Here is a 23343-nt window from a genome sequence, read left to right as displayed (position 1 = left end):
CTTTGCACCAAGCTTAGCGAAGCTCGGCAACCCGGCCGCGCGCCGCGACAAACGGCGCCCAGGTGCAATCTGGGTTTCCCTCGATAGACGGCGCTCATGTATGCTACGACGTTTTCCGAAAAGCCCCATTCCTTCAGCGCCAGAGCCATGCACGAACAGTACTCGCCCCGTGAAATAGAAGCCGCCGCGCAGTCCCACTGGGACGCGCAGAACTCCTTCGTCGTCAGCGAACAGCCCGGCAAGGACACCTTCTACTGCCTGTCGATGTTCCCCTACCCCAGCGGCAAGCTACACATGGGGCATGTGCGCAACTACACCATCGGCGACGTGATCGCGCGCTACCAGCGCATGCAGGGCAAGAACGTGCTGCAGCCAATGGGCTGGGACGCCTTCGGCATGCCGGCGGAAAACGCCGCGATGAAGAACCAGGTGGCACCGGCCAAGTGGACTTACGAGAACATCGCCTACATGAAGTCCCAGCTCAAATCGCTGGGTCTGGCCGTCGACTGGACGCGCGAAGTCACCACCTGCAAGCCGGACTACTACCGCTGGGAACAATGGCTGTTCACCCGCCTGTTCGAGAAGGGCGTGATCTACCGCAAGAACGGTACCGTCAACTGGGATCCGGTGGATCAGACCGTACTGGCCAACGAGCAGGTCATCGACGGCCGTGGCTGGCGTTCGGGCGCGCTGATCGAGAAGCGCGAAATCCCGATGTACTACTTCAAGATCACCGCCTATGCCGAAGAGCTGCTGAGCAGCCTGGATGAACTGGATGGCTGGCCCGAGCAGGTCAAGACCATGCAGCGCAACTGGATCGGCAAGAGCTTCGGTGCCGACATCGTGTTCGACTACGACGTCGCCAGCATCGGCATCGACGGCCAGCTCAAGGTCTACTCGACCCGCCCCGACACCCTGATGGGCGCCACCTACGTCGCCGTGGCAGCCGAACACCCACTGGCCCAGCGTGCCGCCGAGAGCAACCCGGCCATCGCCGCCTTTATCGCCGAGTGCAAGGCCGGCTCCGTGGCCGAGGCCGACATGGCCACCATGGAGAAGAAGGGCCTGGCCACCGGCCAGTTCGTCATCCACCCGCTGACCGGCGACAAGCTGCCGGTATTCGTCGCCAACTACGTACTGTGGGGCTACGGCGAAGGCGCGGTGATGGCCGTGCCGGCACATGACGAGCGCGACTTCGAGTTCGCCATCAAGTACGACCTGCCGATCAAGCAGGTCTATACCGGCGAAGGCAAGGACTACGACGCCAGCACCTGGCAGGATTGGTATGGCGACAAGGCCGGCCTGACCACCATCAACTCCGGCAAGTATGACGGCCTGGACTTCAGCGCCGCCTTCGACGCCATAGTCGGCGACCTGGAAGCCAGCGAGCACGGCGCGCGCAAGACCCAGTTCCGCCTGCGTGACTGGGGCATCAGCCGTCAGCGCTACTGGGGCTGCCCGATCCCGATCATCCACTGCGACACCTGCGGCGACGTGCCGGTGCCGGAAGACCAGTTGCCGGTGGTGCTGCCCGAAGACGTGGTGCCGGACGGCGCCGGCTCGCCGCTGGCGAAGATGCCCGAGTTCTACGAGTGCACCTGCCCGAAATGCGGCACACCGGCCAAGCGCGAAACCGACACCATGGACACCTTCGTCGAGTCGTCCTGGTACTTCGCCCGCTACGCCAGCCCGAATTACGACAAAGGCATGGTCGACCCGCAAGCGGCCAACCACTGGTTGCCGGTGGATCAGTACATCGGCGGTATCGAGCACGCCATCCTCCACCTGCTCTATGCGCGCTTCTTCCACAAGCTGATGCGCGACGAAGGCCTGGTGTCGTCCAACGAGCCGTTCAAGAACCTGCTGACCCAGGGCATGGTGGTGGCCGAGACCTACTACCGTACCCTGGAAAACGGCGGCAAGGACTGGTTCAACCCGGCCGACGTGGAAGTCGAGCGTGATGCCAAGGCCAAGGTCATCGGTGCCAAACTCAAGAGCGACGGCCTGCCGGTGGAGATCGGCGGCACCGAGAAGATGTCCAAGTCGAAGAACAACGGCGTCGACCCGCAGGCCATGATCGACCAGTACGGCGCCGACACCTGCCGCCTGTTCATGATGTTCGCCTCGCCGCCCGACCAGAGCTGCGAATGGTCGGATGCCGGTGTCGAGGGTGCCAACCGCTTCCTGCGCCGCGTCTGGCGTCTGGCCCACGGCCACGTCAGCGCCGGTCTGCCGGGCAAACTGGATGTGGCCAGCCTGAACGACGAACAGAAGGCCGTGCGCCGCGCCATTCACCTGGCCATCAAGCAGGCCAGCAACGATATCGGCCAGCACCACAAGTTCAACACCGCCGTCGCCCAGGTGATGACCCTGATGAACGTGCTGGAAAAGGCCGCCACCGCGACCGAACAGGATCGTGCCCTGGTGCAGGAAGGCCTGGAGATCGTCACCCTGCTGCTGGCGCCGATCACTCCGCACATCAGCCACGAACTGTGGCAGCGCCTCGGTCACGCCGATGCGGTGATCGATGCGCAGTGGCCGCAAGTGGACGAATCCGCCCTGGTGCAGGACAGCCTGACCCTGGTGGTGCAGGTCAACGGCAAGCTGCGTGGGCAGATTGAGGTTCCGGCCAGCGCCAGCCGCGAAGAGGTCGAAGCCGCTGCCCGCGCCAACGAGAACGTCCTGCGCTTCACCGAGGGCCTGAGCATTCGCAAGGTCATCGTGGTGCCAGGCAAGCTGGTCAACATAGTCGCCAACTGATGTAAGCTCGGCGCCACCGTCGCGTGGCGCCGCGATCCGCCAAGGGGATTTGATAATGATGAAACGGAATCTGCTGGTCATCGGCCTGGCCGTACTGATCAGCGCCTGTGGTTTTCAACTGCGCGGCACGGGCAGCACCCAGTTTGCCCTGACCGAGCTGAACGTCAGTGCACGCAATGCCTATGGCGACACCGTCAAGCAGGTACGCGAAGCCCTGCAGAACAACGACGTCAAGGTCTATGCCGGCGCGCCTTACAAGTTGGTGATCAGCCGTGAGTCGGAAAATCGCCGCGCGGCCAGCTACACCAGTAATGGCCGTAATGCCGAGTACGAGCTGACCATGAAGATCGAGTACGAGATCCATGGTGCCAAGGATCTGCTGCTGACCAGCAACGAAATCGAAGTGCAGAACTACTACCTGCAGGACAGCAACAACCTCATTGGTTCCGATGAAGAGGCCGCGCAATTGCGTCGCGAACTGCGCCGCGAGATGATCCAGCAACTGGTGCAGCGCCTGAGCCTGGTCACCCCCGAGCAACTCGACCAGTTGCAGCAGACCGCCGAAGCCCGCGCCAAGGCCGAAGCCGAAGCCGCAGAGGCGGCGCGCCAGGCACGCGAGGCGCAGACTGCGCCACAGCAATCGCCCATCGAACTGCCGCGTCAGTGACGCCATCGGGCCGCCTCCAGCGGCCCGCCTTTGCCCGCTCATGAAACTTTCTCCCGCCCAACTCGGCAAGCACCTGCAAGGCGTGCTGGCCCCGGTCTATGTCATCAGCGGTGACGAACCGCTGCTGTGCCAGGAAGCCGCCGATGCCGTGCGCAACGCCTGCCGTCAGCAAGGCTTCGGCGAACGCCAGGTATTCAATGCCGAGGCCAATTTCGACTGGGGCAACCTGCTGCAGGCCGGCGCCAGCCTCTCGCTGTTCGCCGAGAAACGCCTGCTGGAGTTGCGCTTGCCGTCCGGCAAGCCGGGCGACAAGGGCGCGGCTGCCCTGCTCGAATACCTGGCCCGGCCACCGGAGGACACCGTCCTGCTGCTCAGCCTGCCCAAGCTCGACGGCAGCACGCAGAAATCCAAATGGGCCAAGGCGCTGATCGACGGCCAGGTAAGCCAGTTCATCCAGATCTGGCCGATCGACGCCCATCAACTGCAGCAATGGATTCGCCAGCGCCTGGCCCAGGCCGGCCTCAGCGCCAGCGCCGATGCGGTGGATATGATCGCTGCACGGGTGGAAGGCAACCTGCTGGCGGCCGCCCAGGAAGTGGAGAAGCTCAAGCTGCTGGCCGAAGGCAACCAGGTGGATGCGGAAACCGTCCAGGCCGCCGTGGCCGACAGTGCCCGCTTCGATGTCTTCGGCCTGATCGATGCAGCCCTCAACGGCGAAGCGGCACACGCTCTGCGCATGCTCGAAGGCCTGCGTGGCGAAGGCGTGGAAACCCCGGTGATCCTCTGGGCCCTGGCCCGCGAGCTGCGCCTGCTGGCCGGCCTGGCCCACCAGCACGCCCAGGGCATCCCTCTGGAGAAAGCCTTCGCCAGTGCCCGCCCGCCAGTGTGGGACAAACGCCGCCCCTTGCTCTCCAAGGCCCTGCACCGTCACAGCAGCAAACGCTGGGGGCAGTTGCTGCAGCAGGCGCAGCAGGTCGATGCACAGATCAAGGGCCAGGCCCCAGGTGACCCCTGGAGCAATCTGGCGCTGCTGACCCTGCAGCTATCCGGACAACGCCTGCGTCTGTAATGGCTGCTGGCCTGCTTTCCCCCCCGCCCAGACCACAATCTGGACATTTTCCGTACAGCGGCGCATAGTCCGCGCGCCTGCCTCTCTGCAGACGAGTCGAAGAGGAAACGCCATGAGCAAGAAAACCGGTAAACGGCCGAACAAGGCCAAATCCATCATCGCCCAGCCACTGTTTCGCTCCCGCCAGGAACGGCCACAGAAAGGCAAAGGTAGCTACCGCCGCGAAGCCTCCCGTAACTGGGAGGCTTCTTGCTTTATAGGGTGGCTCAGCGCGCTGATAGCCCAGAAAACCTGCCGAGCATGCTAAGGTAAACGCCTGCTTAAAAGCCTCGAGATAGACATGCTACTCCAGCTTCCTCGCCGCCCCCTGGTTCTGCTCCCTCTGTTGCTGCTGGCTGCCTGCGCCAAAGCCCCGGCGCAAAACCTGCCTACGACACCATCGCTCATCACGCCTGCGCCACTGCTCAACGTGCCCCAGCCTGCACTTGACTTCGCCGAGTGGCGTCAGAATCTGCGTAGCGAAGCCGTGGCCGCCGGTATCGATGGCGCCCTGTTCGATCGCGTGTTCGCAGGCGTCACTCCAGACCCGGCAGTGATAAAGGCCGACAGCAGCCAGCCGGAATTCACCCGGCCGATCTGGGAATACCTCGACGGTGCCGTATCGGCCAGCCGCGTCGGTCGCGGCCGGGTGCTGCTGGCTCAGCACAATGTCGTGCTGCGCAATATCGAGCAGCGCTATGGCGTCGAGGCACCGATCCTGGTGGCCATCTGGGGCCTGGAAAGCAACTTCGGCAACAACATCGGCAGCAACAGCGTGATCCGTTCGCTCGCCACCCTGGCCTATGAAGGGCGCCGGCAGGCTTTCTGGCGCAACCAGTTGCTGGCCGCCCTGCAGATCCTGCAGAACGGCGACATCAGCAGCGAGCGCATGGTCGGCTCCTGGGCCGGCGCCATGGGCCAGACCCAGTTCATGCCCACCACCTACAACGAGCATGCGGTGGACTTCGACGGCGACGGCAAGCGCGACCTGTGGAACTCTTCCACCGATGCCCTGGCCTCGGCCGCCCATTACCTGCAATCCTCCGGCTGGAAACCTGGCCAACCCTGGGGCTTCGAGGTGCGGCTGCCCAAGCAGTTCGACTACTTCCATGCCGACCCCGAGCAGCGCCGCACCCTGGCCGAATGGCAGGCCCTCGGGGTGTACCCGGCCATCAGTTCCAAGGGCGCCGCTGCCGACAGCCGCGCCACGCTGGTATTGCCGGCCGGCCATCGCGGCCCGGCCTTCCTGCTGCTGGATAACTTCCGCAGCATCCTGCGTTACAACAACTCCACCTCTTACGCCTTGGCCATCGGCCTGCTTTCCGACAACCTGCTCAACCCCACCGAGGTTCAGGCAAGCTGGCCGCGCGACGAACGCCAACTCGGCCGTAGCGAGCGCATCGAGCTACAGCAATTGCTGGCAGCCAGTGGCTTCGACCCAGGCCCGGCCGACGGCATCATCGGAGCCAATACGCGCAAGGCCATCCGTATGCTGCAACTGCAGTTGAACGAGCCCGCCGACGGTTACCCCAGCCCGGAGCTGCTCGAAACACTGCGCAAGCGCTGAGAGCGTGCTACCCACCTCCTTGGATGCCTTACGGGCCGACGAGAGCCTGCAACGCCGGCTCCTGCCGCTGTGGTAAACTGCCCGGCGGCCACAAGCCGACTGCCCCACGGAGCCTCTACCGGAGCCCAGATTTCCGATGTCCGACACCTCCTCGTCCAAACCCGTCGCCAGCGGCGAAAAATTCCGCACCGCCCAAGGCATCACCGCGATCAAGGACGGTCAGAAGCGCCGCGCCTCAGCCGAGCCCCAGGTCTTCGAGCCCAAGCCCAAGTGGCTGCGGGTCAAGGCGCCGGGCGGCAGCCGTTTCGAGGCGGTCAAGCGCAACGTCGGCGAGCATCGTCTGAGCACCGTCTGCCAGGAATCGCATTGCCCGAACATGGGTGAATGCTGGTCCAACGGCACCGCCACCATCATGCTCATGGGTTCGGTCTGCACCCGCGCCTGCCGCTTCTGCGCCGTGGACACCGGCAACCCCAATGGCTGGCTGGATCTGGAAGAGCCGCAGAACACCGCCAAGTCGGTGGAGTTGATGGCCCTGCGTTACATCGTGCTGACCTCAGTGGATCGCGATGACCTCGACGACGGCGGCGCCGGGCATTACGCAGCCTGCGTCCGCGCCATCAAGGCAAACACCCCGCAGGTGGTGGTCGAGGCCCTGACCCCGGACTTCGATGGCGACCATCAGGCCATCGAGCGCGTGGTGGATTCCGGCCTGGAGGTGTTCGCGCAGAACGTCGAGACGGTCAAGCGCCTGACCCACGTGGTGCGTGACCCGCGTGCCGGCTACGAGAAGACCCTCAAGGTGCTCGAGCACGCCAAGAAGCATCGCCCAGACGTGCTGACCAAGACCAGCCTGATGCTCGGCCTGGGCGAGACCGACGAGGAAATCCTGGAAACCATGGATGATCTGCGTGCCATCGGCGTGGACATCCTCACCCTCGGCCAGTATCTGCAACCCACGCGCAACCACCTGCCGGTCAAACGCTGGGTCAGCCCGGAAGAATTCAACCGTTTCCGTGATATAGGCCTGGAAAAAGGCTTCATGGAAGTGGCTGCCGGCCCGCTGGTACGTTCCAGCTACCGTGCCGATCGGGTGTTCGAGAAGAACAACCTGGGCCTCGCCGCCCCCGTGCCGGTGCCAGGCCAGCAGGTCGACAGCAGCCTGATCCCGGCGTTGAATCTGAACTGAGCCGGATCTGCCACACAAACAAAAGGGACGCCGATGCGTCCCTTTTGCGTTGCAGTCAATGCCTCATTAGGTGCGCACAGCGCACCCTGCGGTTCGAGCGAGTCGTTGTACGTAGGGTGCGCTGCGCGCACCGAGAAATCGCTGAAATCGAGCCGTCTGGGAGGCCCCCCTACACCTAACTCAGGCGAACGCGCAGCACTCGCTCCAGGCGTTGCGCCACTTCGTCGAAGTCCGGCGGCGTGGCCAGCAACTCACGCATCTGCACCATCTTCAGCCCGGCATAGCCACAGGGATTGATGCGCAAAAAGGGGGTCATGTCCATGTCGACGTTCAGTGCCAGGCCGTGGAAGGAGCAGCCACGGCTGACCCGCAGGCCCAGCGAGGCAATCTTGTCGCCGGCCACGTACACGCCGGGGGCATCGGCCTTGGGCGCTGCCTCGATACCATAACCGGCCAGCAGCTCGACCAGGCTCTGCTCCATGGTGGTCACCAGCTCGCGCACGCCCAGGTCGAGGCGGCGCAGGTCGAGCATCAGGTAGGCCACCAGTTGCCCGGGGCCGTGGTAGGTCACCTGCCCGCCACGCTCCACCTGCACCACCGGGATATCACCAGGCGCCAGCAAGTGCTCGGCCTTGCCGGCCTGGCCCTGGGTGAACACCTTCGGGTGCTGCAGCAGCCAGATCTCGTCTGGCGTGTGCTCATCACGCTCACGGGTCAGTTGGCGCATGGCCTCCAATGTCGGCAGGTACTCCACCAGGCCCAGATGGCGAACGACGAGCTCGGCCATGGCCGTCACAGCACCATGTGCACGCGGCCGGTGGCGCGCAGGTCGACGTGAATCGCCTGTAACTGCTCGACACTGGTCGCAGTGATCAGTACCTGCACGGAGAGGAAGTTGCCATTGCGGCTGTCGCGCAGTACCAGGGTGGAGGCATCCAGATCCGGTGCGTGGCGCTGGATCACTTCGATCACCAGGTCGGCAAACCCCTCGCCAGCGGTGCCGATCACCTTGATCGGGTAGCGCTCGCAGGGGAATTCGATTTTCGGGGCTTGAACGTCGGTATCGGTCATGACATCAGCGGGCTCGAAGCCCGTCCATAAAGAGGCCGCTGCGGGTGGCAGCGGCCAAGCTAAATCTCTAAAAACGTAGACGAGGCAGTCAGCGCAATACCGATGGCGGCCCCGCAAAAACAGGCGAAAAACGGTCGGAGTCGCGCTCGACTTTACGAGCTGTAAATGACCATTTGACCGGGCTGGCGTTCCAGCCTGTTTTTAACGCAGCGATGACAACGCAGGTAGTTTTTAGTCTCTCAGTTGAACAGGCCGAAGAAAAACAGCCGGATGCTGTCCCACAGGCGACGCAGCAGGCCACCCTCCTCGACCGGCTCCAGCGCCACCAGGTCGGCGCTGTGCACCACCTCGTCACCCAGCTTGACCTCCACCTTGCCGATCACCTCGCCCTGGGCGATGGGGGCAATCAGTTGCGGGTTGAGGGTCATGCTGGCCTGCAGCTTGTCCAGTTGGCCCTTGGGCATGGTCAGCGCCAGATCCTGCGCCAGGCCGGCCTTGACCTTGCTGGTCTGGCCCTTCCACACGGTGGCCTGGGCCAGTTCGGTGCCCTTCTGATAGAAGGTGCGGCTCTCGAAGAAGCGGAAGCCGTAGGTCAGCAGCTTCTGCGTCTCGGCGGCACGGGCCTGTTCGCTATTGGTACCGAACACGGCGGTGATCATGCGCGCACCATCACGCACGGCAGAGGCCACCAGGCAATAACCGGCTTCCTGGGTGTGGCCGGTCTTCAGACCGTCGACGGTCTTGTCGCGCCACAGCAGCAGGTTGCGGTTGGGCTGCTTGATGTTGTTCCAGAGGAAGTCTTTCTGCGAATAGATGGCGTAGTGATCGGCGTCTTCGTTGATGATCGCGCGCGCCAGGATGGCCATGTCATGAGCGCTGGAGTAGTGCTGCGGGTCGGGCAGACCAGTGGCGTTCATGAAGTGGGTGTTGTTCATGCCCAGACGCTTGGCAGTCTCGTTCATCATGTCGGCGAAGGCGTCCTCGCTGCCGGCGATGTACTCGGCCAGGGCGATGCTGGCGTCGTTGCCGGACTGGATGATGATACCGTGCAGCAGGTCGTCGACGCTGGCCTGGCTGTTGACCGGCAGGAACATGGTGGAACCGCCCGAGCCGGCGCCACCGGTGCGCCATGCATGCTCGCTGATGGTCACCATGTCCTTCTCGCCGATCTTGCCGTTGCGGATTTCCAGGGTGGCGATATAGGCGGTCATCAGTTTGGTCAGGCTGGCCGGCGGCAGACGCTCGTCGCCGTTCTCACCCACCAGCACCTGGCCGGTGGCAGCGTCCATCAGCACATAGGCGGAGGCCGCCAGTTGCGGCGGAGCCGGGACGACCTGAGGGCTGGCCCAGACCAGTGGCGAAGCCAACAGGGTCAGGAAGAGGAAGGCACGTTGCGCGAAGCTGGTGATATTCATCCGTCTCTCGAAAGTCGTTGCGTGGTTTGTGAAACGGCCCCCGCAGGAGCCTTACCCGGCCACCAATGATGGCGACCCGTGGGTTAGTCCGGCCAAGACCGGTTTAGTGCCATCGCGCCTGAGAAGAAGGGCAAGCCGTCTTCATCGAGCCCGACGGGTCGAGTCAGTCCGTACGCACCAGCGTCGGCTGCCCGAGATTGGCGAGGCGTACATTGTTCTGCAGCTTTTCAGCCTCGCCCTGGCTGCTGATCGGCCCCAGGCGCACCCGATGCAGTATCTGCTGGTCGCGCACCACTGAGCTGATGAACACCGGGACATGGGTCGTCTGGCTCAGCTTGTCCTTGAGTAGTTCCGCAGCGTCCGGATTGGCGAATGCTCCCACTTGGAGATACAGGCCAGAAGCTGCGAGTGAATCGTTTTTTTTTGCGTCGATCTGCACCGGCACCACGGCCGCAGCATGCTGCTCGGGCGGCGGAGAATACTGCTCGACGGCCTGCGGCATGGCCTGCGCCACCGGCTTGCTGGTGATGGCCTTGGCCGGCTGATTGTTGGCCAGCACCAACGGCACCGGACGGCCCTGCTGCGCCCACCACTCATGCGGATCAATGCCCTCGACCTTGACCCGCGCCGTGCCCTTCTCGGCATAACCGAGCTTCTTCGCCGCGGCGAAGGACAGGTCGATGATGCGATCGGAGTAGAACGGCCCACGGTCGTTGACCCGCAGGATCACGCTCTTGCCGTTCTCCAGATTGGTCACCCGCACGTAGCTGGGCAACGGCAGGGTCTTGTGCGCCGCCGTCATGCCGTACAGGTCGTAGGTCTCGCCATTGGCGGTGGCCTGACCATGGAACTTGGTGCCGTACCAGGAGGCCGGGCCGACTGCCGAATAGCGGCGCGCATCCTGAATCGGGAAGTACTGCTTACCCAGCACGGTATAGGGCGAAGCCTTGACCGGGCCGTAATGCGGCATGGGGATCGCGTCGTGGATCTTCGATACGTCCACGTCCCACCAGGGCGCGCCATCGCGGTGCGGGCGGTCGTAATCATCGGGACCGGAGATACCTGCCTGACCAGACTGAGCCACCGGCTGCGCCGAGCGATTGGACGAGCAACTGGCGAGCAACAACGCAGCAGCGATACAGACGCCCAGCGGTAGCAGTTTCCTGGAAAGACTCATTGATTACCCCGTGCTTGCACCAGCAGCTCGGCCAGTTGATTGACGGCCATCGCATACATGACGCTGCGATTGTAGCGGGTAATGACGTAGAAGTTTGGCAACCCCATCCAGTATTCGTCACCTTCGGCGCCCTCCAGACGGAAGGCGGTCACCGGCACGTCATCGGCCAGCACATCGCTGCTGCGCCAGCCGAGGGCGCGCAGTTCGCCCACGTTCTTCACCGGGTCGAGGCCTTCGCTCAGGCCTTCGGCGTAGTGTTCGCCATCGACCTGAGCACGGCTCGCCACCGGCCCACCAGCCTGCCAGCCATGGCGCTGGAAGTAACTGGCGACACTGCCGATGGCATCGGTGGGGTTGCTCCAGATATTGATGTGGCCATCACCGTCGAAATCCACCGCGTAAGCGCGGAAGCTGCTCGGCATGAACTGCGGCAAGCCCATGGCGCCGGCGTAGGAGCCCTTGAGCGTGAGCGGGTCGACCTGCTCTTCACGGGTCAGCATGAGGAACTCACGCAGCTCCTTGCGGAAAAATGGCGCCCGTGGCGGGTAGTCGAACGCCAGCGTGGACAGGGCATCCATCACCCGATAGCTGCCGGTGTTGCCACCGTAGAAGGTTTCCACACCGATGATGGCGACGATGAACTGCGCCGGCACACCGTATTCGGCCTCGGCCTTGTCCAGCGCAGCCTGGTTGTTCTTCCAGAACTCGACGCCCTGGGCGACGCGTTTGTCGGTAATGAAGATCGGCCGGTATTCCTTCCAGGGTTTGACCCGTTCGGCCGGGCGCGAAATGGCGTCGAGAATCGCCTGCTTGCGCTGCACCTCGGCGAACAGGCTGACCAGTTGTTCACCGGCGAAACCATAGTCGCGGGTCATCTCGGTGATGAACTCGGCGACCTGCGGCGAACCATCGTAATCGGCGGCCATTACCGGCATGGCGGTGCCGAACAAACCGGCCAGGCCAGCGCCCATGAAGCTGCGGGTGGCCCAACTGCGCAGTGCATGCATCAACTCAAAACCCCCAAATCAAACCTGAGCGATCCACTTCCTGTGGGTATGAATCGCCATCAATATTCCGAAGCCTGACAACAGCGTCACCAGATGGGTTCCGCCGTAACTAATGAATGGCAAGGGCACTCCCACGACGGGAAGCAAACCGCTGACCATACCGATGTTGACAAAGACGTAGACGAAGAAGGTCATGGTCAGGGCGCCGGCCAGCAATTTGCCGAACAGGGTCTGCGCCTGCGCGGTGATCACCAGACCACGGGCAATCAGCAGCAGGTACAGCAGCAGCAGCAGGCAGACCCCCACCAGGCCGAACTCCTCGGCGAGCACGGCAATGATAAAGTCCGTATGGCTTTCCGGCAAAAAATCCAGGTGCGACTGCGTGCCCAGCAGCCACCCCTTGCCCAGCACACCACCGGAACCGATGGCCGCCTTGGACTGGATGATGTTCCAACCAGCACCCAGCGGGTCGCTCTCCGGATTGAGGAAGGTCAGTACGCGACGCTTCTGGTAGTCATGCATGAGGAAGAACCACATGCCCACGGCAATCGGCACCACCGCTGCTGCCGCCCCCAGGATCCAGCGCCACTGCAGGCCGGCCATGAACACCACGAAGCCACCCGATGCGAGAATCAGCAGCGAAGTACCGAGGTCCGGCTGCTTGGCAATCAGCACCACCGGCACGATGATCATGGCCAGGCTGACGACGATGTGCTTGAAGCGTGGCGGCAGGTTGTGCCGCGCCAGGTACCAGGCGATGGTCATGGGCATGATGATCTTCATGAACTCCGCCGGCTGGAAACGGATCACCCCGGGGATGTTGATCCAGCGCGTCGCCCCCATCGCGGTGTGCCCCATCACCTCCACCACCATCAGCAGCGCCACCCCCACCAGATAACCCAGCGGCACCCAGCGTGCCATGAAGCGCGGGTCGAACTGGGCAATGGTGATGACCGCCGCGATGCCGATACCGAAGGACGTAGCCTGCTTGAGCAACAGGTCGACATTCTTGCCGCTGGCCGAATAGAGCACGAACAGGCTGCCGACACCCAGCAGCAGTAGCAACAGCAGCAACCAGCCATCGATGTGCATGCGCTGCAACAGGGTGGCGCGGCGGCGCAGCACGTCCTCGTCGGACAGGTTGCGGTCGAAATTGCCCTTCATCGCTGACTGACCTCGGTTTTCTCCGGCGTGGCGTACTCGGCCTTGAGCTGGCCACTCTCATCCAGCAGCCAGGCGTCCATCACCGCCTTGACCACCGGCGCGGCGACACCTGAACCGGACTCGCCGTTCTCCACCATCACCGACACGGCGATCTGCGGGTTGTCGACCGGAGCGAAACCGACGAACAGGGCATGGTCACGATGGCGCTCCTGCAATTTTTCGCGGTCGTACTTCTCGCCCTGACGGATGGCCACTACCTGCGCCGTACCGCTCTTGCCGGCGATCCGGTAAACCGCGCTATCGCCTACCTTGCGCGCGGTGCCACGTGGGCCATTGACCACCTGCTCCATGCCGTGAATGCCGTACTCCCAGAATTTCGGATCACGCAAGACGATATCCGGAACCGGATCGGGATCCACCGGCTGCACGCCATCGATGGACTTGGCCAGGTGCGGGCGGATCCACTTACCGCGCGTGGCCATCAGCACCGTGGCCTGCGCCATCTGCAGCGGCGTGGTCTGCATGTAGCCCTGGCCGATGCCGAGGATCAGGGTTTCGCCGGGATACCAGGGCTGGCGATAACGGGCGCGCTTCCAGTCACGCGAGGGCATCAGCCCCGCCGTCTCCTCGAACATGTCCAGGGACACGCGCTGGCCGAAACCGAAGCGGCTCATGTAGTCGTGCAGGCGATCGATGCCCATCTTGTGCGCCAGCTCATAGAAGTAGGTGTCGTTGGAGCGGGCGATGGCCAGATCCAGATCAATCCAGCCATCGCCACTGCGGTTCCAGTTGCGATATTTGTGGCTGTTGTTGGGCAGTTGATAGAAGCCAGGGTCGAACACCCGTGTCTGCGGGGTGATCACCCCGGCGTCGAGGCCGGACACTGCCACCATTGGCTTGACCGTCGAGCCTGGCGGATAGAGGCCACGCAGCACGCGGTTGTACAGCGGCTGGTCGATGGAATCGCGCAGCTCGCCATAGGCCTTGAAGCTGATGCCGGTAACGAATGGATTGGGGTCGAAGCTGGGCTGGCTGACCATGGCCAGCACCTCGCCGGTTTTCGGCTGGATCGCCACTACCGCGCCACGGCGCCCGCCCAGGGCCTTCTCCGCAGCTTCCTGCAGATGGGCGTCGAGGGTCAGGACGATGTCCTTGCCCGGTTTCGGGTCGATACGGTTGAGCACACGCAGGACGCGGCCACGGGCATTGGTTTCCACCTCCTCGTAGCCGACCTCGCCGTGCAGCTCGCTCTCGTAGAAGCGCTCGATGCCGGTCTTGCCGATATGGTGGGTGCCGGCATACTCGGTGGGATCGAGACGCTTGAGCTCCTGCTCGTTGATGCGCCCGACATAACCGACCGAATGAGCGAAATGCTCCTGCAGCGGATAATGCCGCACCAACTGCGCCGCCACCTCCACGCCCGGCAGGCGGAACTGGTTGACCGCCACGCGGGCGATCTGCTCCTCGCTCAGCTCGAACAGGATCGGCACTGGCTCGAAGGGGCGCCGCCCCTGGCGCACGCGGCGCTCGAACAGTTCGCGGTCGTCCTCGGTCAGTTCCAACACTTCGACCACGGTGTCGAGCACCTGCTGCCAGTCGCCAGCCCGCTCGCGGGTCACGGTGAGACTGAAGCTGGGCCGGTTATCGGCGATGATCACGCCATTACGGTCATAGATCAGCCCACGCGTCGGCGGTATTGGCTGCACGTGAATGCGGTTGTTCTCGGCCAGCGTGGAGTGATGCTCGTACTGCACCACCTGCAGGTAGTACATGCGCGCCACCAGCACGCAGGTCAGCAGCAGGACGATCACGCCCCCGACGATCACCCGGCGCTTGACCAGGCGAGCGTCCTTTTCGTGATCCTTGAGGCGAATCGGCTGCGGCATCGGCTACGACTGACTATTTGTGGTAAGGATGGCCGGACAATACGGTCCAGGCACGGTAGATCTGCTCGCCGATGAGAATGCGCACCAGCGGATGGGGCAAGGTCAACGGCGACAGCGACCAGCGCTGCTCGCTGCGTGCGCATACCTCCGGCGCCAGCCCTTCCGGGCCGCCGACCATGAGGTTGACGGTGCGTGCATCCAGACGCCAACGATCCAGCTCGGTCGCCAGTTGCTCGGTACTCCACGGCTTGCCATGGACTTCCAGGGTGACGATACGTTCCCCGGGCTGCACCTTGGCCAGCATGGCCTCGCCCTCCTGACGGATCAGGCGGTTGACGTCGGCATTCTTGCCGCGGGTGTTCAGCGGGATTTCCACCAGTTCCAGCGGCAGCTCGGCCGGCAGACGCTTGACGTACTCCTGCCAGCCCTCCTCGACCCAGCGCGGCATGCGCGAACCGACGGCGATCAGCTTGATGCGCATGCTACCGGGTTACTCGGCACCGTGCTGGGCGCGGCTCTGCTCGGCCCCCTGCCACAGACGCTCGAGGTCGTAGAACTGGCGCGCGGTGGGCAGCATGACGTGGACGACGATGTCCCCCAGATCGAGCAGTGCCCATTCGCCGCTATCCAGGCCTTCGCTACCGATGGCGCGTACACCCTTTTCCTTCACCTTCTCCAGTACGTTGTCCACCAGCGCCTTGACCTGACGACTGGAGCTACCGCTGGCGATCACCATGAAATCGGTGATGCTGGTCTTTTCCTTGACATCGATGACGGTGATGTCGCTGGCCTTGATTTCTTCCAGCGCTGCAACGGTGATCTTGACCAGCTCTTCGCTGGGCATGTTCGGATTCTTCATAGGTAACTCGTTTGCCTCATGTAATGGGCGTGCGCGCACGCGCGACGCCTCAAGCGTTCGGCACACCGTACAACTGGTGTGCCTGGATATAAGCCAGCACCGCATCGGGCAGCAGATAACGCGCCGATCTCCCGCTGGCCAGCAATTGCCGGATCTGGGTGGCAGACACCGCCAATGGTGTCTGCCAGATGAAACTGATCTGCCCACCCGGCCCACTCAGGCTCAGCGGGTCACTGACGCTGCGTGCCGCCAGCAGGTCGCGCAGCGCCTCGGGCGCCTCGCTGTCGGCATCCGGCCGCTGCAGCACCAGCAGGTGGCAGTATTCGAGCAACTCCTGCCAGCGGTGCCAACTCGGCAGGCCGCAGAAAGCGTCCCAGCCGATCAGCAGAAACAACTGATCGTCCGGCGCCAGCTCGCTGCGTATCGACTCCAGGGTTTCGACCGTGTAGGACGGACGATCCCGGCGCAACTCGCGATCATCGACCGACAACCTGGGCTCGTCTGCCACGGCCAGCTCGACCATGGCCAGACGCTGCTCGGCGGTGGCCTGCGGTGCGTCCCGGTGCGGCGGGCGCGCACTGGGAATCAGCCGCAGCTCGTCGAGCTGCATGAATTCGGCGACTTCCAGCGCCGCACGCAGATGCCCGATGTGCACCGGGTTGAAGGTACCGCCCAGCAGGCCGATACGTCGGGCGCCGAGACCGTTCATTTATGTGCGAATGTGTCCGTCGCCGAAAACCACGTATTTCTGACTGGTGAGCCCTTCCAGGCCGACCGGGCCCCGTGCATGCAGCTTGTCGGTGGAAATGCCGATCTCCGCGCCCAGGCCGTACTCGAAGCCATCGGCGAAGCGCGTGGAGGCATTGACCATCACCGAAGCGGAATCCACCTCGGTGAGGAAGCGCCGCGCATCGCTGAAGTTCTCGGTGATGATCGAATCGGTGTGCTGCGAGCCGTAGTGATTGATGTGCTCGATGGCCGAGTCCAGCGAATCGACGATGCGAATCGCCAGGATCGGCGCATTGTACTCGGCGAACCAGTCGTCCTCGCTCGCCTCCAGCACATCGCTACCCAGCAGTTCGCGGGTGGCGGCATCGCCGCGCAGTTCCACGCCCTTGTCACGGTAGATGGCGGCCAGCGGCGGCAGTACGCGGGCGGCGATGGCCTTGTGCACCAGCAGGGTCTCCATGGCATTGCACGGCGAATAACGCTGGGTCTTGGCGTTGTCGCAAACGCGGATGGCCTTGTCCAGGTCGGCCGCCACATCGACGTAGACATGGCAGACGCCATCCAGGTGCTTGATCACCGGCACCTTGGCGTCACGGCTGATGCGCTCGATCAGCCCCTTGCCGCCACGCGGCACGATCACGTCGACGAACTCCGGCATGCTGATCAGTGCGCCCACGGCAGCGCGATCGGTGGTTTCCACCACCTGCACGGCTGCCGCCGGCAGGTCGGCCTCGGCCAGGCCCTGCTGGATGCAGCGGGCGATGGCCTGGTTGGAATGGATGGCCTCGGAGCCGCCACGCAGGATGGTGGCGTTGCCGGACTTCAGGCACAGACTGGCAGCATCGATGGTCACGTTCGGCCGCGACTCGTAGATGATGCCGATCACGCCCAGCGGCACGCGCATCTTGCCCACCTGGATGCCGGACGGCAGGTAGCGCATGCCTTCGATCTCACCGATCGGATCGGGCAACGTGGCGACCTGGCGCAGGCCTTCGATCATCGAATCGATGACCTGGGGCGTCAGTGCCAGGCGATCGACCATGGCCGGCTCCAGGCCACTGGCGCGGGCAGCGGCCAGATCCAGCTCGTTGGCGGCGGCAAGCTCGGCGCGGGCGGCATCGAGGGCATTGGCGGCGGCCTGCAAGGCGCGATTCTTCTGCGCGGTGCTGGCCCGGGCGAGCACCTTTGATGCCTGGCGAGCAGCCTGGCCCAGGCGGGTCATGTAGTCGTGCACGGACTCGGTCATGGCGGCGGAAGTCTGACGGTTGAAAAAAGGGGCCGATTATATCCCGCCAGCGCCTCGGCGCACAGCCACGCCTGGCGAGTGGTCGACCAGGATCATGAGCGGGGGCGTTTCGCCGGCCTGGCCGGTAGACAAGTCGTTCGCCCAACAGCGCCGGTAACGCGCCAAGGCCGATGACTGCAGGGGACTGCCCGTAACGGTGACATCCATGGCCAGGTGCCACCCGAAGGTTGGGTAAACAAAACCCCCCACAGTGTTTACCTTCAATCCCAGGCCGCTCACACAGCGCAAGGCCAGTCATGACATAACAACGATAAATCCTGCCGGAGGCCACAGCATGCGCTATCGCAGTCACTACAGTGCAGCCATCCTCAACGGTGCGCCGGACGTCCTGCAGATCAATGGCTGGCACCTGCACTATCTCGCCTTCGCCCAGCACGAACAGGATCGGCGCACGCCGGTTCTGCTGCTGGGCGGCGCCTTCCAGAGCTTTCGCTCCTTCGCCAGCGAGGTCGAAGCGCTGCTGGCGCAGCATCCGGTGATCCTCCTCGACCTACCTAGCCAGGGTGGCAATAGCCAACTCGCCCCGGAACTTAACCTGCAGCAACTCGCCGACCTGATCGCCGCTTTCGCCGAGCAACTGCAACTGCCGCCACTGATGCCCATTGGCCTGTCCTATGGCTCGGCGCTGGCGGCGCTGTTCGCCGCACGCCACCCGCAGCGCTGCGCCCGCCTGCTGCTGGCCGGCATCGCCGCCTTCGGTCGCCCAGGTTCGCGACTGTTGCTGGAAGAGGGCCTGGCCTTGCTCGACGAAGGCCATACCGAAGCCTTCGCCCAGGGCGCCGTGAATAGCCTGCTCAACCCCATGCACCTGCAAGATAGCGGCGTAGCTCCGGCCTTTCGCAAGGCCCTGCTGCGGCAGATCCAGCGCCTGACCCCGCACGACGTCGAACGCTATCGGCAGAATAGCCAGCGTCTCCTGGCATTCGAGGGCTTCGTTCAGCACCCGAGCTGCCCAACCCTGGTGCTGGCCGGCGAACACGATCACTTCACCCAGCCCTGGGAACATGCTCAGTTCGCCGCAGCCTGCACCCAGGCCGACTGCGCCATCGTCCACCAGGCCGATCATCTGGTGCAGTTCGAGCGGCGTGAAGCCTGCGCCGCCCTCTACCAACCCTTCCTCGCTGGCCAGCCACTCCCGACGCGCGCCCTCGGCAGCACGCGCCTGCTGCGCGAGCAGCTAGCGCACCTGGAAAAACGCAGCGAAATACGCCGGGCGCCAGCCCAGCGCCAGGCTCTGCTGCGCCATGAAAGCGGCCAGCAATGGCACGTGGAATTGAGTGCACTGGGCTTCTTTGGTGGCCTGCTGCAGGGCGACCTGCCCGAGGATCTGCCACAACGAGGCTGGCAACTGCATCGCAGCGGCTTCCCGCCTCGGCGTCTGCTGCCCTTGCGGCACGACTGGCACGGCCTGGCCTTCGTCTTCCCGCATACCCACGGCGACACCAGTCAGATACTGGCCGAGCACGACGCGCTCAGCACCCTGCCCACCGCCGCCTGCGCCTGAGCGCTGCGGCCCGGATCCTGAGCGGCGTAACAGCCGCCATCGAGAGTGGGCACTTTATGGTTCATCGCATTTTCAGGGGGAATGCTTGGTTGACACCGCACTGGCAAGTTTGTGTGAGTGTTTGGTTGATTCGGTGTTCTGGGCGCCGCTGCGGTGTGTGCTGGAACTCCCTGTTTCGCCCCCTCGGGCGACTCACTTTTCTTTGAAATGCGCAAAGAAAAGTAAGCAAAAGAAACGCACCCCCGCCATCCGGGTCTCGCTTCGCTCGACTCCCCTCACTCCGGCATTGCTCCGGGGTCGGCTTGCAAGGGCCATCCATGGCCCTTCAAGCCTCTCGCGGCATCCATGCCGCTCGCCCCCTGCGCAATGCCTACGTTCGGCCTCCTGAAGGGGGAGTTAGCGCGCCTGAACGAACCAGCATTCCAAGGTACGCCCGGCGTGTTCTGGTAGCTGTGAAGGCGTGATGTGGCTGTCGAGTTAAACCAGAACTTTCATTCGCGCAGTTTCATTCGCCTGGATAGTTTGCCGGCTTGCAGCCGGCATCCTGGTCAGCCCTAAGGCTGACCTCATGTTCAAGCACGCAGAGTCCCAAAGAGTTACCGGAGTTTCAGGCGCGTGCAGAGCCCGCCCAGGAGGGTGAGCGGAATCGTCGTGGAAGAGGTTGAGCGACATGGATGTCGCGAGAGCCGCGATGGGCCATGGATGGCCCACCGCGGCGGGCCTCTGGAGCGGCGATGGAGTGAGCGAACCCTCGCGCAGCGAGGGCCGGATGACCGGGCGGAGGGTTTTGGTTACTTTTGCCCTACAAAAGTGACTCGCCCGGGAGGGCGAAACCAAAAACATCAACAAAAACGCGGCAAGCCGGAACAAGCACCCGAACAAGCAACAAGCAACAAGCAACAGGCACTCACACAAACTTGCCAGTCCGGTATCAATACTGATTCCCCGAGATTCCGCGAAGAACCCACTTTTTCCGCGCGCCTCAAACCTGCGCCTGAATCACCCGTACCAAGCCTGGCTGCCGCGCCTGCGGCAAGCCCAGGCGCGCCGCATCGGCGCTGGGGTCTAGCACCTGCACCTGGGCGAAACCACAGCGCTGAAAGCCGGCAATTATCCCGCCATGGTCACGGTAATGCAGGGGGTAGCTGCCGCGCGTCAGACGGCCGACCAGATCCACGCCCCAGCGCAACTGCCGATAACGCGGGTGCTCGCGTAGATCCGGGTACAGGTCGGTGAGGTAGGTGCCGCCGGTGAATGCTCGCAACTCTTCGGCCAGTCGCGTCCAGAAGTCCTCAATGACCGGCAGCTCGAAGTAATTGACCAGCCCTTCGGTGATCACCACTACCGGCTGGCGCCGATCCAGCTCGGCGAAGAGGCTGGCCAGGCAATGGCCACCACGCGGCGCGAGGATGTCCACGCTGCGCACCAGATGCTCGTCGCTCAACCAGCCGGCCTCACGCAACAGCGAGCGCTTGCGCGCGGCCATCGCCGGTAGATCCGCCTCGACGTAACGCACCTGTGGATAGCGTTGGCGAAAGCGCCGACCGCGTGGCGACAGACCACAGGCGATTTCCACGATCTGACGCACACCACCCTGCTCGATGGCCTGGGTCAGTTGCGCATCGATCTGCAGATGCCGCTGCAACAGCAAGGTCTCGATATCCAGATCGAAGCCGGCCCGCGCGCCCCAACTGATGGGCCAGAGCAGGCCATGCACGAAACGCCCGAAGGGGGTGACGAAAGCCGGGTCGGAAAGCTGATGGCGATACCAGACGTAGCCGGTGTAATGTGCCGAGGGGCTGATATGGGCACTGCTGGCTCGGGCGCGTTCAGGCATTTTTAAGGCTCTTATTGTTATGCTCGCGCCCTCAGATTAGATGGCTGCGAGCCCCTTCGACAGATCATGCCCAGCGAACCCACCCTTAGTTTGCCCTGGCCCGGCGCCCGCCCCCTGCCCGATACCTTCTTCGATCGCGATGCCCAACAGGTGGCTCAGGAGCTGCTCGGCAAGGTGATCCGTCATCGCGTCGGAGGGCTCTGGCTCAGCGCACGGATCATCGAGACCGAGGCCTATTACCTGGTCGACAAAGGCAGCCATGCCTCGCTCGGCTATACCGAGAAGCGCAAGGCGCTGTTCAAGGATGGCGGACATATCTACATGTATTACGCGCGCGGCGGCGACTCGCTGAACTTCAGCGCCCAGGGCCCAGGCAACGCGGTGCTGATCAAGTCCGCCCACCCCTGGTTCGATGCCGTCAGCGGCACCGAGGCATTGGCAGTCATGCAGCACAACAACCCCGACACCCAGGGCCAGGCGCGCTCGCCTGAGCGCCTGTGCGCCGGCCAGACTCTGCTGTGCAAGGCCCTGGCGCTGAAGGTGCCGGATTGGGATGGGCAGCGTTTCGACCTGGCGCGGCTATTCGTCGAAGATGTTGGCGCGCGCCCGCAGCACATCGTGCAATGCGCGCGCCTGGGCATCCCCCACGGGCGCGACGAGCACCTGCCGTACCGCTTCGTCGACGCGGCCTATGCCCGTCATTGCACGCGCAACCCGCTGCGTCGTGGCCAGGTCGAAGGACGTGACTATCGTTTGATTACCCTTTCTGGAGGAGCTGCATGAGCGCCTGGCTCGACACCCTGACCACCTGGCTAAGCAGCCATCCCCAGTGGCTGGGGCTGGCGATCTTTCTCATCGCCCTGCTCGAGTGCCTGGCCCTGGTGGGCATCCTGCTGCCAGGCGTGGTGCTGCTGTTCAGCGTCGGGCTGCTCGCCGGCAGCGGCGTGCTCAGCCTGTGGGAAACGCTGCTGCTGGCCTACGCCGGCGGCCTGTGTGGCGATGCGCTGTCCTATGCCCTGGGTCGACGCTTCCAGAACGGCATCACGCGCCTGCCGATCCTGCGCAACCACCCTGATTGGTTGACGCATGCCGAGGCGTACTTCCGCCGTTACGGCGTTGCCAGCCTGCTGGTGGGGCGCTTCATCGGCCCCCTGCGACCGATGCTGCCGCTGGTCGCCGGCATGCTCGACATGCCGCTGGTGCGCTTCATCGCCGTCACCCTGGTGGCCGCCGCCGGCTGGGCCGTGGCCTATCTGCTGCCGGGCTGGGCCACCGGCGCGGCGCTGCGCCTGCCGATGGCGCAGGGGTTCTGGACCGAAGCCGCCGTGCTGCTGGGCGCCATCGGCCTGATCCTGCTGCTGACCATCCAGGCCAGCCTGGTCGAGAAACGCCGCGCCAGCCTGATCGCTGGCGGCCTCAGTCTGCTCCTGCTGCTGGGGATGATACTCGGCTGGCCACACCTGGACGCGCTCGACCAGGGTTTGCTGACCCTGGTGCAGGAACAGCGCCACGCGCATCTGGACAAGTGGATCGTGGTGCTGACGCGCCTCGGCGATTTCAACACCCAGCTGATCGCCGCCCTGGTGCTATGCGGCCTGCTGCTGCTCGCCCGGCAATGGCGTCACCTGCTGTTTGCCAGTTCGACCCTGTTGTTCACCGCACTGGCCAATACCACCTTGAAGCACGGCTTTGCCCGTGCCCGCCCGGACATCCTCAGCGAGCCGCTGACCAGCTTCAGTTTTCCCAGTGGCCACAGCTCGGCAGCCTTCGCCTTCTTCCTGGTGCTGGGGGTGCTGGCCGGGCGCGGCCAATCCGCGCGCCTGCGCCTGGCCTGGCTGGTGGTAGCGGGCCTGCCGGCACTGGCCATCGCGCTGTCGCGGGTCTATCTCGGCGTGCACTGGCCCAGCGACATCATCGCTGGTGCCGTGCTGGCCTCGGCCATGTGCGGCATCAGCCTGACCTTCTGGCAACGTCATCAGGTGCTGCCAGCACTGCCGGCGCGCCTGTGGTGGATCGTGCTGCCGGCCTGCCTCGCGGTGCTTGGCGGCATGGCCACCTGGCAATTGTCCAGTGCCCTGCTGCGCTACAGCTACTAGC

20 protein-coding genes and 1 pseudogene are annotated in these 23343 nt (G+C 64.1%); 9 read left to right on the top strand and 12 right to left on the bottom strand.

What is annotated here, in order from left to right; translation table 11 throughout:
* Positions 1-147: 147 nt before the first annotated feature.
* From leuS to lipA, 6 genes and pseudogenes are all read left to right on the top strand, one after another.
* Entirely contained in the window at positions 148-2760 is a 2613-nt protein-coding gene (gene leuS / locus PVE35_RS03705) for a leucine--tRNA ligase (protein WP_277373839.1), read from the top strand.
* Between the two features lie 55 nt (positions 2761-2815).
* Complete coding sequence (lptE, locus tag PVE35_RS03700) at positions 2816-3427, top strand: LPS assembly lipoprotein LptE (RefSeq protein WP_277373838.1); 612 nt, start codon at positions 2816-2818, stop codon at positions 3425-3427.
* A gap of 40 nt (positions 3428-3467) precedes the next feature.
* A complete protein-coding gene (gene holA, locus PVE35_RS03695) occupies positions 3468-4496 on the top strand; it encodes a DNA polymerase III subunit delta (RefSeq protein WP_268181372.1) in 1029 nt (342 codons plus the stop codon).
* Between the two features lie 112 nt (positions 4497-4608).
* A pseudogene (gene arfA, locus PVE35_RS03690) lies at positions 4609-4746 on the top strand (alternative ribosome rescue factor ArfA); the annotation flags it as partial.
* Between the two features lie 90 nt (positions 4747-4836).
* The gene (locus PVE35_RS03685; protein ID WP_277373837.1) at positions 4837-6102 is read left to right on the top strand and encodes a lytic murein transglycosylase; all 1266 of its coding nucleotides are present in this window, start codon (positions 4837-4839) and stop codon (positions 6100-6102) included.
* A gap of 136 nt (positions 6103-6238) precedes the next feature.
* Positions 6239-7291, top strand: a complete 1053-nt coding sequence (gene lipA, locus PVE35_RS03680; RefSeq protein WP_268181369.1) for a lipoyl synthase — start codon at positions 6239-6241, stop codon at positions 7289-7291.
* Between the two features lie 175 nt (positions 7292-7466).
* On the opposite strand, the gene lipB is transcribed toward lipA, so the two are convergent.
* The 11 genes from lipB to PVE35_RS03625 all read right to left on the bottom strand — a co-directional run bounded on the left by lipB (position 7467) and on the right by PVE35_RS03625 (position 17845).
* On the bottom strand, positions 7467-8078 hold the full coding sequence (gene lipB / locus PVE35_RS03675; protein WP_268181367.1) for a lipoyl(octanoyl) transferase LipB: 612 nt from the start codon (positions 8076-8078) through the stop codon (positions 7467-7469).
* Between the two features lie 5 nt (positions 8079-8083).
* Entirely contained in the window at positions 8084-8362 is a 279-nt protein-coding gene (locus PVE35_RS03670) for a DUF493 domain-containing protein (RefSeq protein ID WP_268181365.1), read from the bottom strand.
* A gap of 239 nt (positions 8363-8601) precedes the next feature.
* Positions 8602-9777, bottom strand: a complete 1176-nt coding sequence (locus tag PVE35_RS03665) for a D-alanyl-D-alanine carboxypeptidase family protein (RefSeq protein WP_268181364.1) — start codon at positions 9775-9777, stop codon at positions 8602-8604.
* Between the two features lie 163 nt (positions 9778-9940).
* Positions 9941-10954 (bottom strand): septal ring lytic transglycosylase RlpA family protein, encoded by a 1014-nt coding sequence (locus tag PVE35_RS03660; RefSeq protein WP_268181362.1) that lies wholly within the window; start codon positions 10952-10954, stop codon positions 9941-9943.
* Positions 10951-11961, bottom strand: coding sequence for a lytic murein transglycosylase B (gene mltB / locus PVE35_RS03655; RefSeq protein ID WP_268181361.1), 1011 nt, complete (start codon positions 11959-11961; stop codon positions 10951-10953). The genes PVE35_RS03660 and mltB overlap by 4 nt, the downstream gene beginning before the upstream one ends.
* Before the next feature lie 18 nt (positions 11962-11979).
* Positions 11980-13083, bottom strand: coding sequence for a rod shape-determining protein RodA (gene rodA, locus PVE35_RS03650; RefSeq protein ID WP_277374845.1), 1104 nt, complete (start codon positions 13081-13083; stop codon positions 11980-11982).
* 38 nt (positions 13084-13121) lie between these two features.
* Entirely contained in the window at positions 13122-15011 is a 1890-nt protein-coding gene (gene mrdA, locus PVE35_RS03645; protein ID WP_268181359.1) for a penicillin-binding protein 2, read from the bottom strand.
* 13 nt (positions 15012-15024) lie between these two features.
* Positions 15025-15492, bottom strand: a complete 468-nt coding sequence (gene rlmH / locus PVE35_RS03640; RefSeq protein ID WP_277373836.1) for a 23S rRNA (pseudouridine(1915)-N(3))-methyltransferase RlmH — start codon at positions 15490-15492, stop codon at positions 15025-15027.
* Between the two features lie 9 nt (positions 15493-15501).
* Entirely contained in the window at positions 15502-15855 is a 354-nt protein-coding gene (rsfS, locus tag PVE35_RS03635) for a ribosome silencing factor (protein ID WP_268184179.1), read from the bottom strand.
* 64 nt (positions 15856-15919) lie between these two features.
* Positions 15920-16579, bottom strand: coding sequence for a nicotinate-nucleotide adenylyltransferase (nadD, locus tag PVE35_RS03630; protein ID WP_277373835.1), 660 nt, complete (start codon positions 16577-16579; stop codon positions 15920-15922).
* Positions 16580-17845 (bottom strand): glutamate-5-semialdehyde dehydrogenase, encoded by a 1266-nt coding sequence (locus PVE35_RS03625; protein ID WP_277373834.1) that lies wholly within the window; start codon positions 17843-17845, stop codon positions 16580-16582.
* Between the two features lie 334 nt (positions 17846-18179).
* On the opposite strand from PVE35_RS03625, the gene PVE35_RS03620 reads away from it, so the two are divergent.
* A complete protein-coding gene (locus PVE35_RS03620; RefSeq protein ID WP_268181351.1) occupies positions 18180-19409 on the top strand; it encodes an alpha/beta fold hydrolase in 1230 nt (409 codons plus the stop codon).
* 982 nt (positions 19410-20391) lie between these two features.
* On the opposite strand, the gene PVE35_RS03615 is transcribed toward PVE35_RS03620, so the two are convergent.
* On the bottom strand, positions 20392-21246 hold the full coding sequence (locus PVE35_RS03615) for a class I SAM-dependent methyltransferase (RefSeq protein ID WP_268181349.1): 855 nt from the start codon (positions 21244-21246) through the stop codon (positions 20392-20394).
* 66 nt (positions 21247-21312) lie between these two features.
* Here PVE35_RS03615 and PVE35_RS03610 point away from each other — a divergent pair, with 66 nt between their 5' ends.
* Positions 21313-22029, top strand: coding sequence for a DNA-3-methyladenine glycosylase (locus tag PVE35_RS03610; protein WP_268181347.1), 717 nt, complete (start codon positions 21313-21315; stop codon positions 22027-22029).
* Positions 22026-23342, top strand: a complete 1317-nt coding sequence (locus PVE35_RS03605; protein ID WP_268181345.1) for a bifunctional DedA family/phosphatase PAP2 family protein — start codon at positions 22026-22028, stop codon at positions 23340-23342. Before PVE35_RS03610 ends, PVE35_RS03605 begins: the two co-directional genes overlap by 4 nt.
* The last annotated feature ends 1 nt before the right edge of the window (position 23343 follow it).

This window comes from Pseudomonas sp. AA-38 (assembly GCF_029457475.1).
Taxonomy (GTDB): Bacteria; Pseudomonadota; Gammaproteobacteria; order Pseudomonadales; family Pseudomonadaceae; genus Aquipseudomonas.
This window is presented reverse-complemented; position numbering and strand designations above follow the sequence as displayed.

Bases quoted from the DNA above. Each gene is read 5' to 3' on its own strand.
- leuS (WP_277373839.1), top strand. From the start codon at position 148: ATGCACGAACAGTACTCGCCCCGTGAAATAGAAGCCGCCGCGCAGTCC.
- lptE (WP_277373838.1), top strand. From the start codon at position 2,816: ATGATGAAACGGAATCTGCTGGTCATCGGCCTGGCCGTACTGATCAGC.
- holA (WP_268181372.1), top strand. From the start codon at position 3,468: ATGAAACTTTCTCCCGCCCAACTCGGCAAGCACCTGCAAGGCGTGCTG.
- PVE35_RS03685 (WP_277373837.1), top strand. From the start codon at position 4,837: ATGCTACTCCAGCTTCCTCGCCGCCCCCTGGTTCTGCTCCCTCTGTTG.
- lipA (WP_268181369.1), top strand. From the start codon at position 6,239: ATGTCCGACACCTCCTCGTCCAAACCCGTCGCCAGCGGCGAAAAATTC.
- lipB (WP_268181367.1), bottom strand. From the start codon at position 8,078: ATGGCCGAGCTCGTCGTTCGCCATCTGGGCCTGGTGGAGTACCTGCCG.
- PVE35_RS03670 (WP_268181365.1), bottom strand. From the start codon at position 8,362: ATGACCGATACCGACGTTCAAGCCCCGAAAATCGAATTCCCCTGCGAG.
- PVE35_RS03665 (WP_268181364.1), bottom strand. From the start codon at position 9,777: ATGAATATCACCAGCTTCGCGCAACGTGCCTTCCTCTTCCTGACCCTG.
- PVE35_RS03660 (WP_268181362.1), bottom strand. From the start codon at position 10,954: ATGAGTCTTTCCAGGAAACTGCTACCGCTGGGCGTCTGTATCGCTGCT.
- mltB (WP_268181361.1), bottom strand. From the start codon at position 11,961: ATGCATGCACTGCGCAGTTGGGCCACCCGCAGCTTCATGGGCGCTGGC.
- mrdA (WP_268181359.1), bottom strand. From the start codon at position 15,011: ATGCCGCAGCCGATTCGCCTCAAGGATCACGAAAAGGACGCTCGCCTG.
- rlmH (WP_277373836.1), bottom strand. From the start codon at position 15,492: ATGCGCATCAAGCTGATCGCCGTCGGTTCGCGCATGCCGCGCTGGGTC.
- rsfS (WP_268184179.1), bottom strand. From the start codon at position 15,855: ATGCCCAGCGAAGAGCTGGTCAAGATCACCGTTGCAGCGCTGGAAGAA.
- nadD (WP_277373835.1), bottom strand. From the start codon at position 16,579: ATGAACGGTCTCGGCGCCCGACGTATCGGCCTGCTGGGCGGTACCTTC.
- PVE35_RS03625 (WP_277373834.1), bottom strand. From the start codon at position 17,845: ATGACCGAGTCCGTGCACGACTACATGACCCGCCTGGGCCAGGCTGCT.
- PVE35_RS03620 (WP_268181351.1), top strand. From the start codon at position 18,180: ATGCGCTATCGCAGTCACTACAGTGCAGCCATCCTCAACGGTGCGCCG.
- PVE35_RS03615 (WP_268181349.1), bottom strand. From the start codon at position 21,246: ATGCCTGAACGCGCCCGAGCCAGCAGTGCCCATATCAGCCCCTCGGCA.
- PVE35_RS03610 (WP_268181347.1), top strand. From the start codon at position 21,313: ATGCCCAGCGAACCCACCCTTAGTTTGCCCTGGCCCGGCGCCCGCCCC.
- PVE35_RS03605 (WP_268181345.1), top strand. From the start codon at position 22,026: ATGAGCGCCTGGCTCGACACCCTGACCACCTGGCTAAGCAGCCATCCC.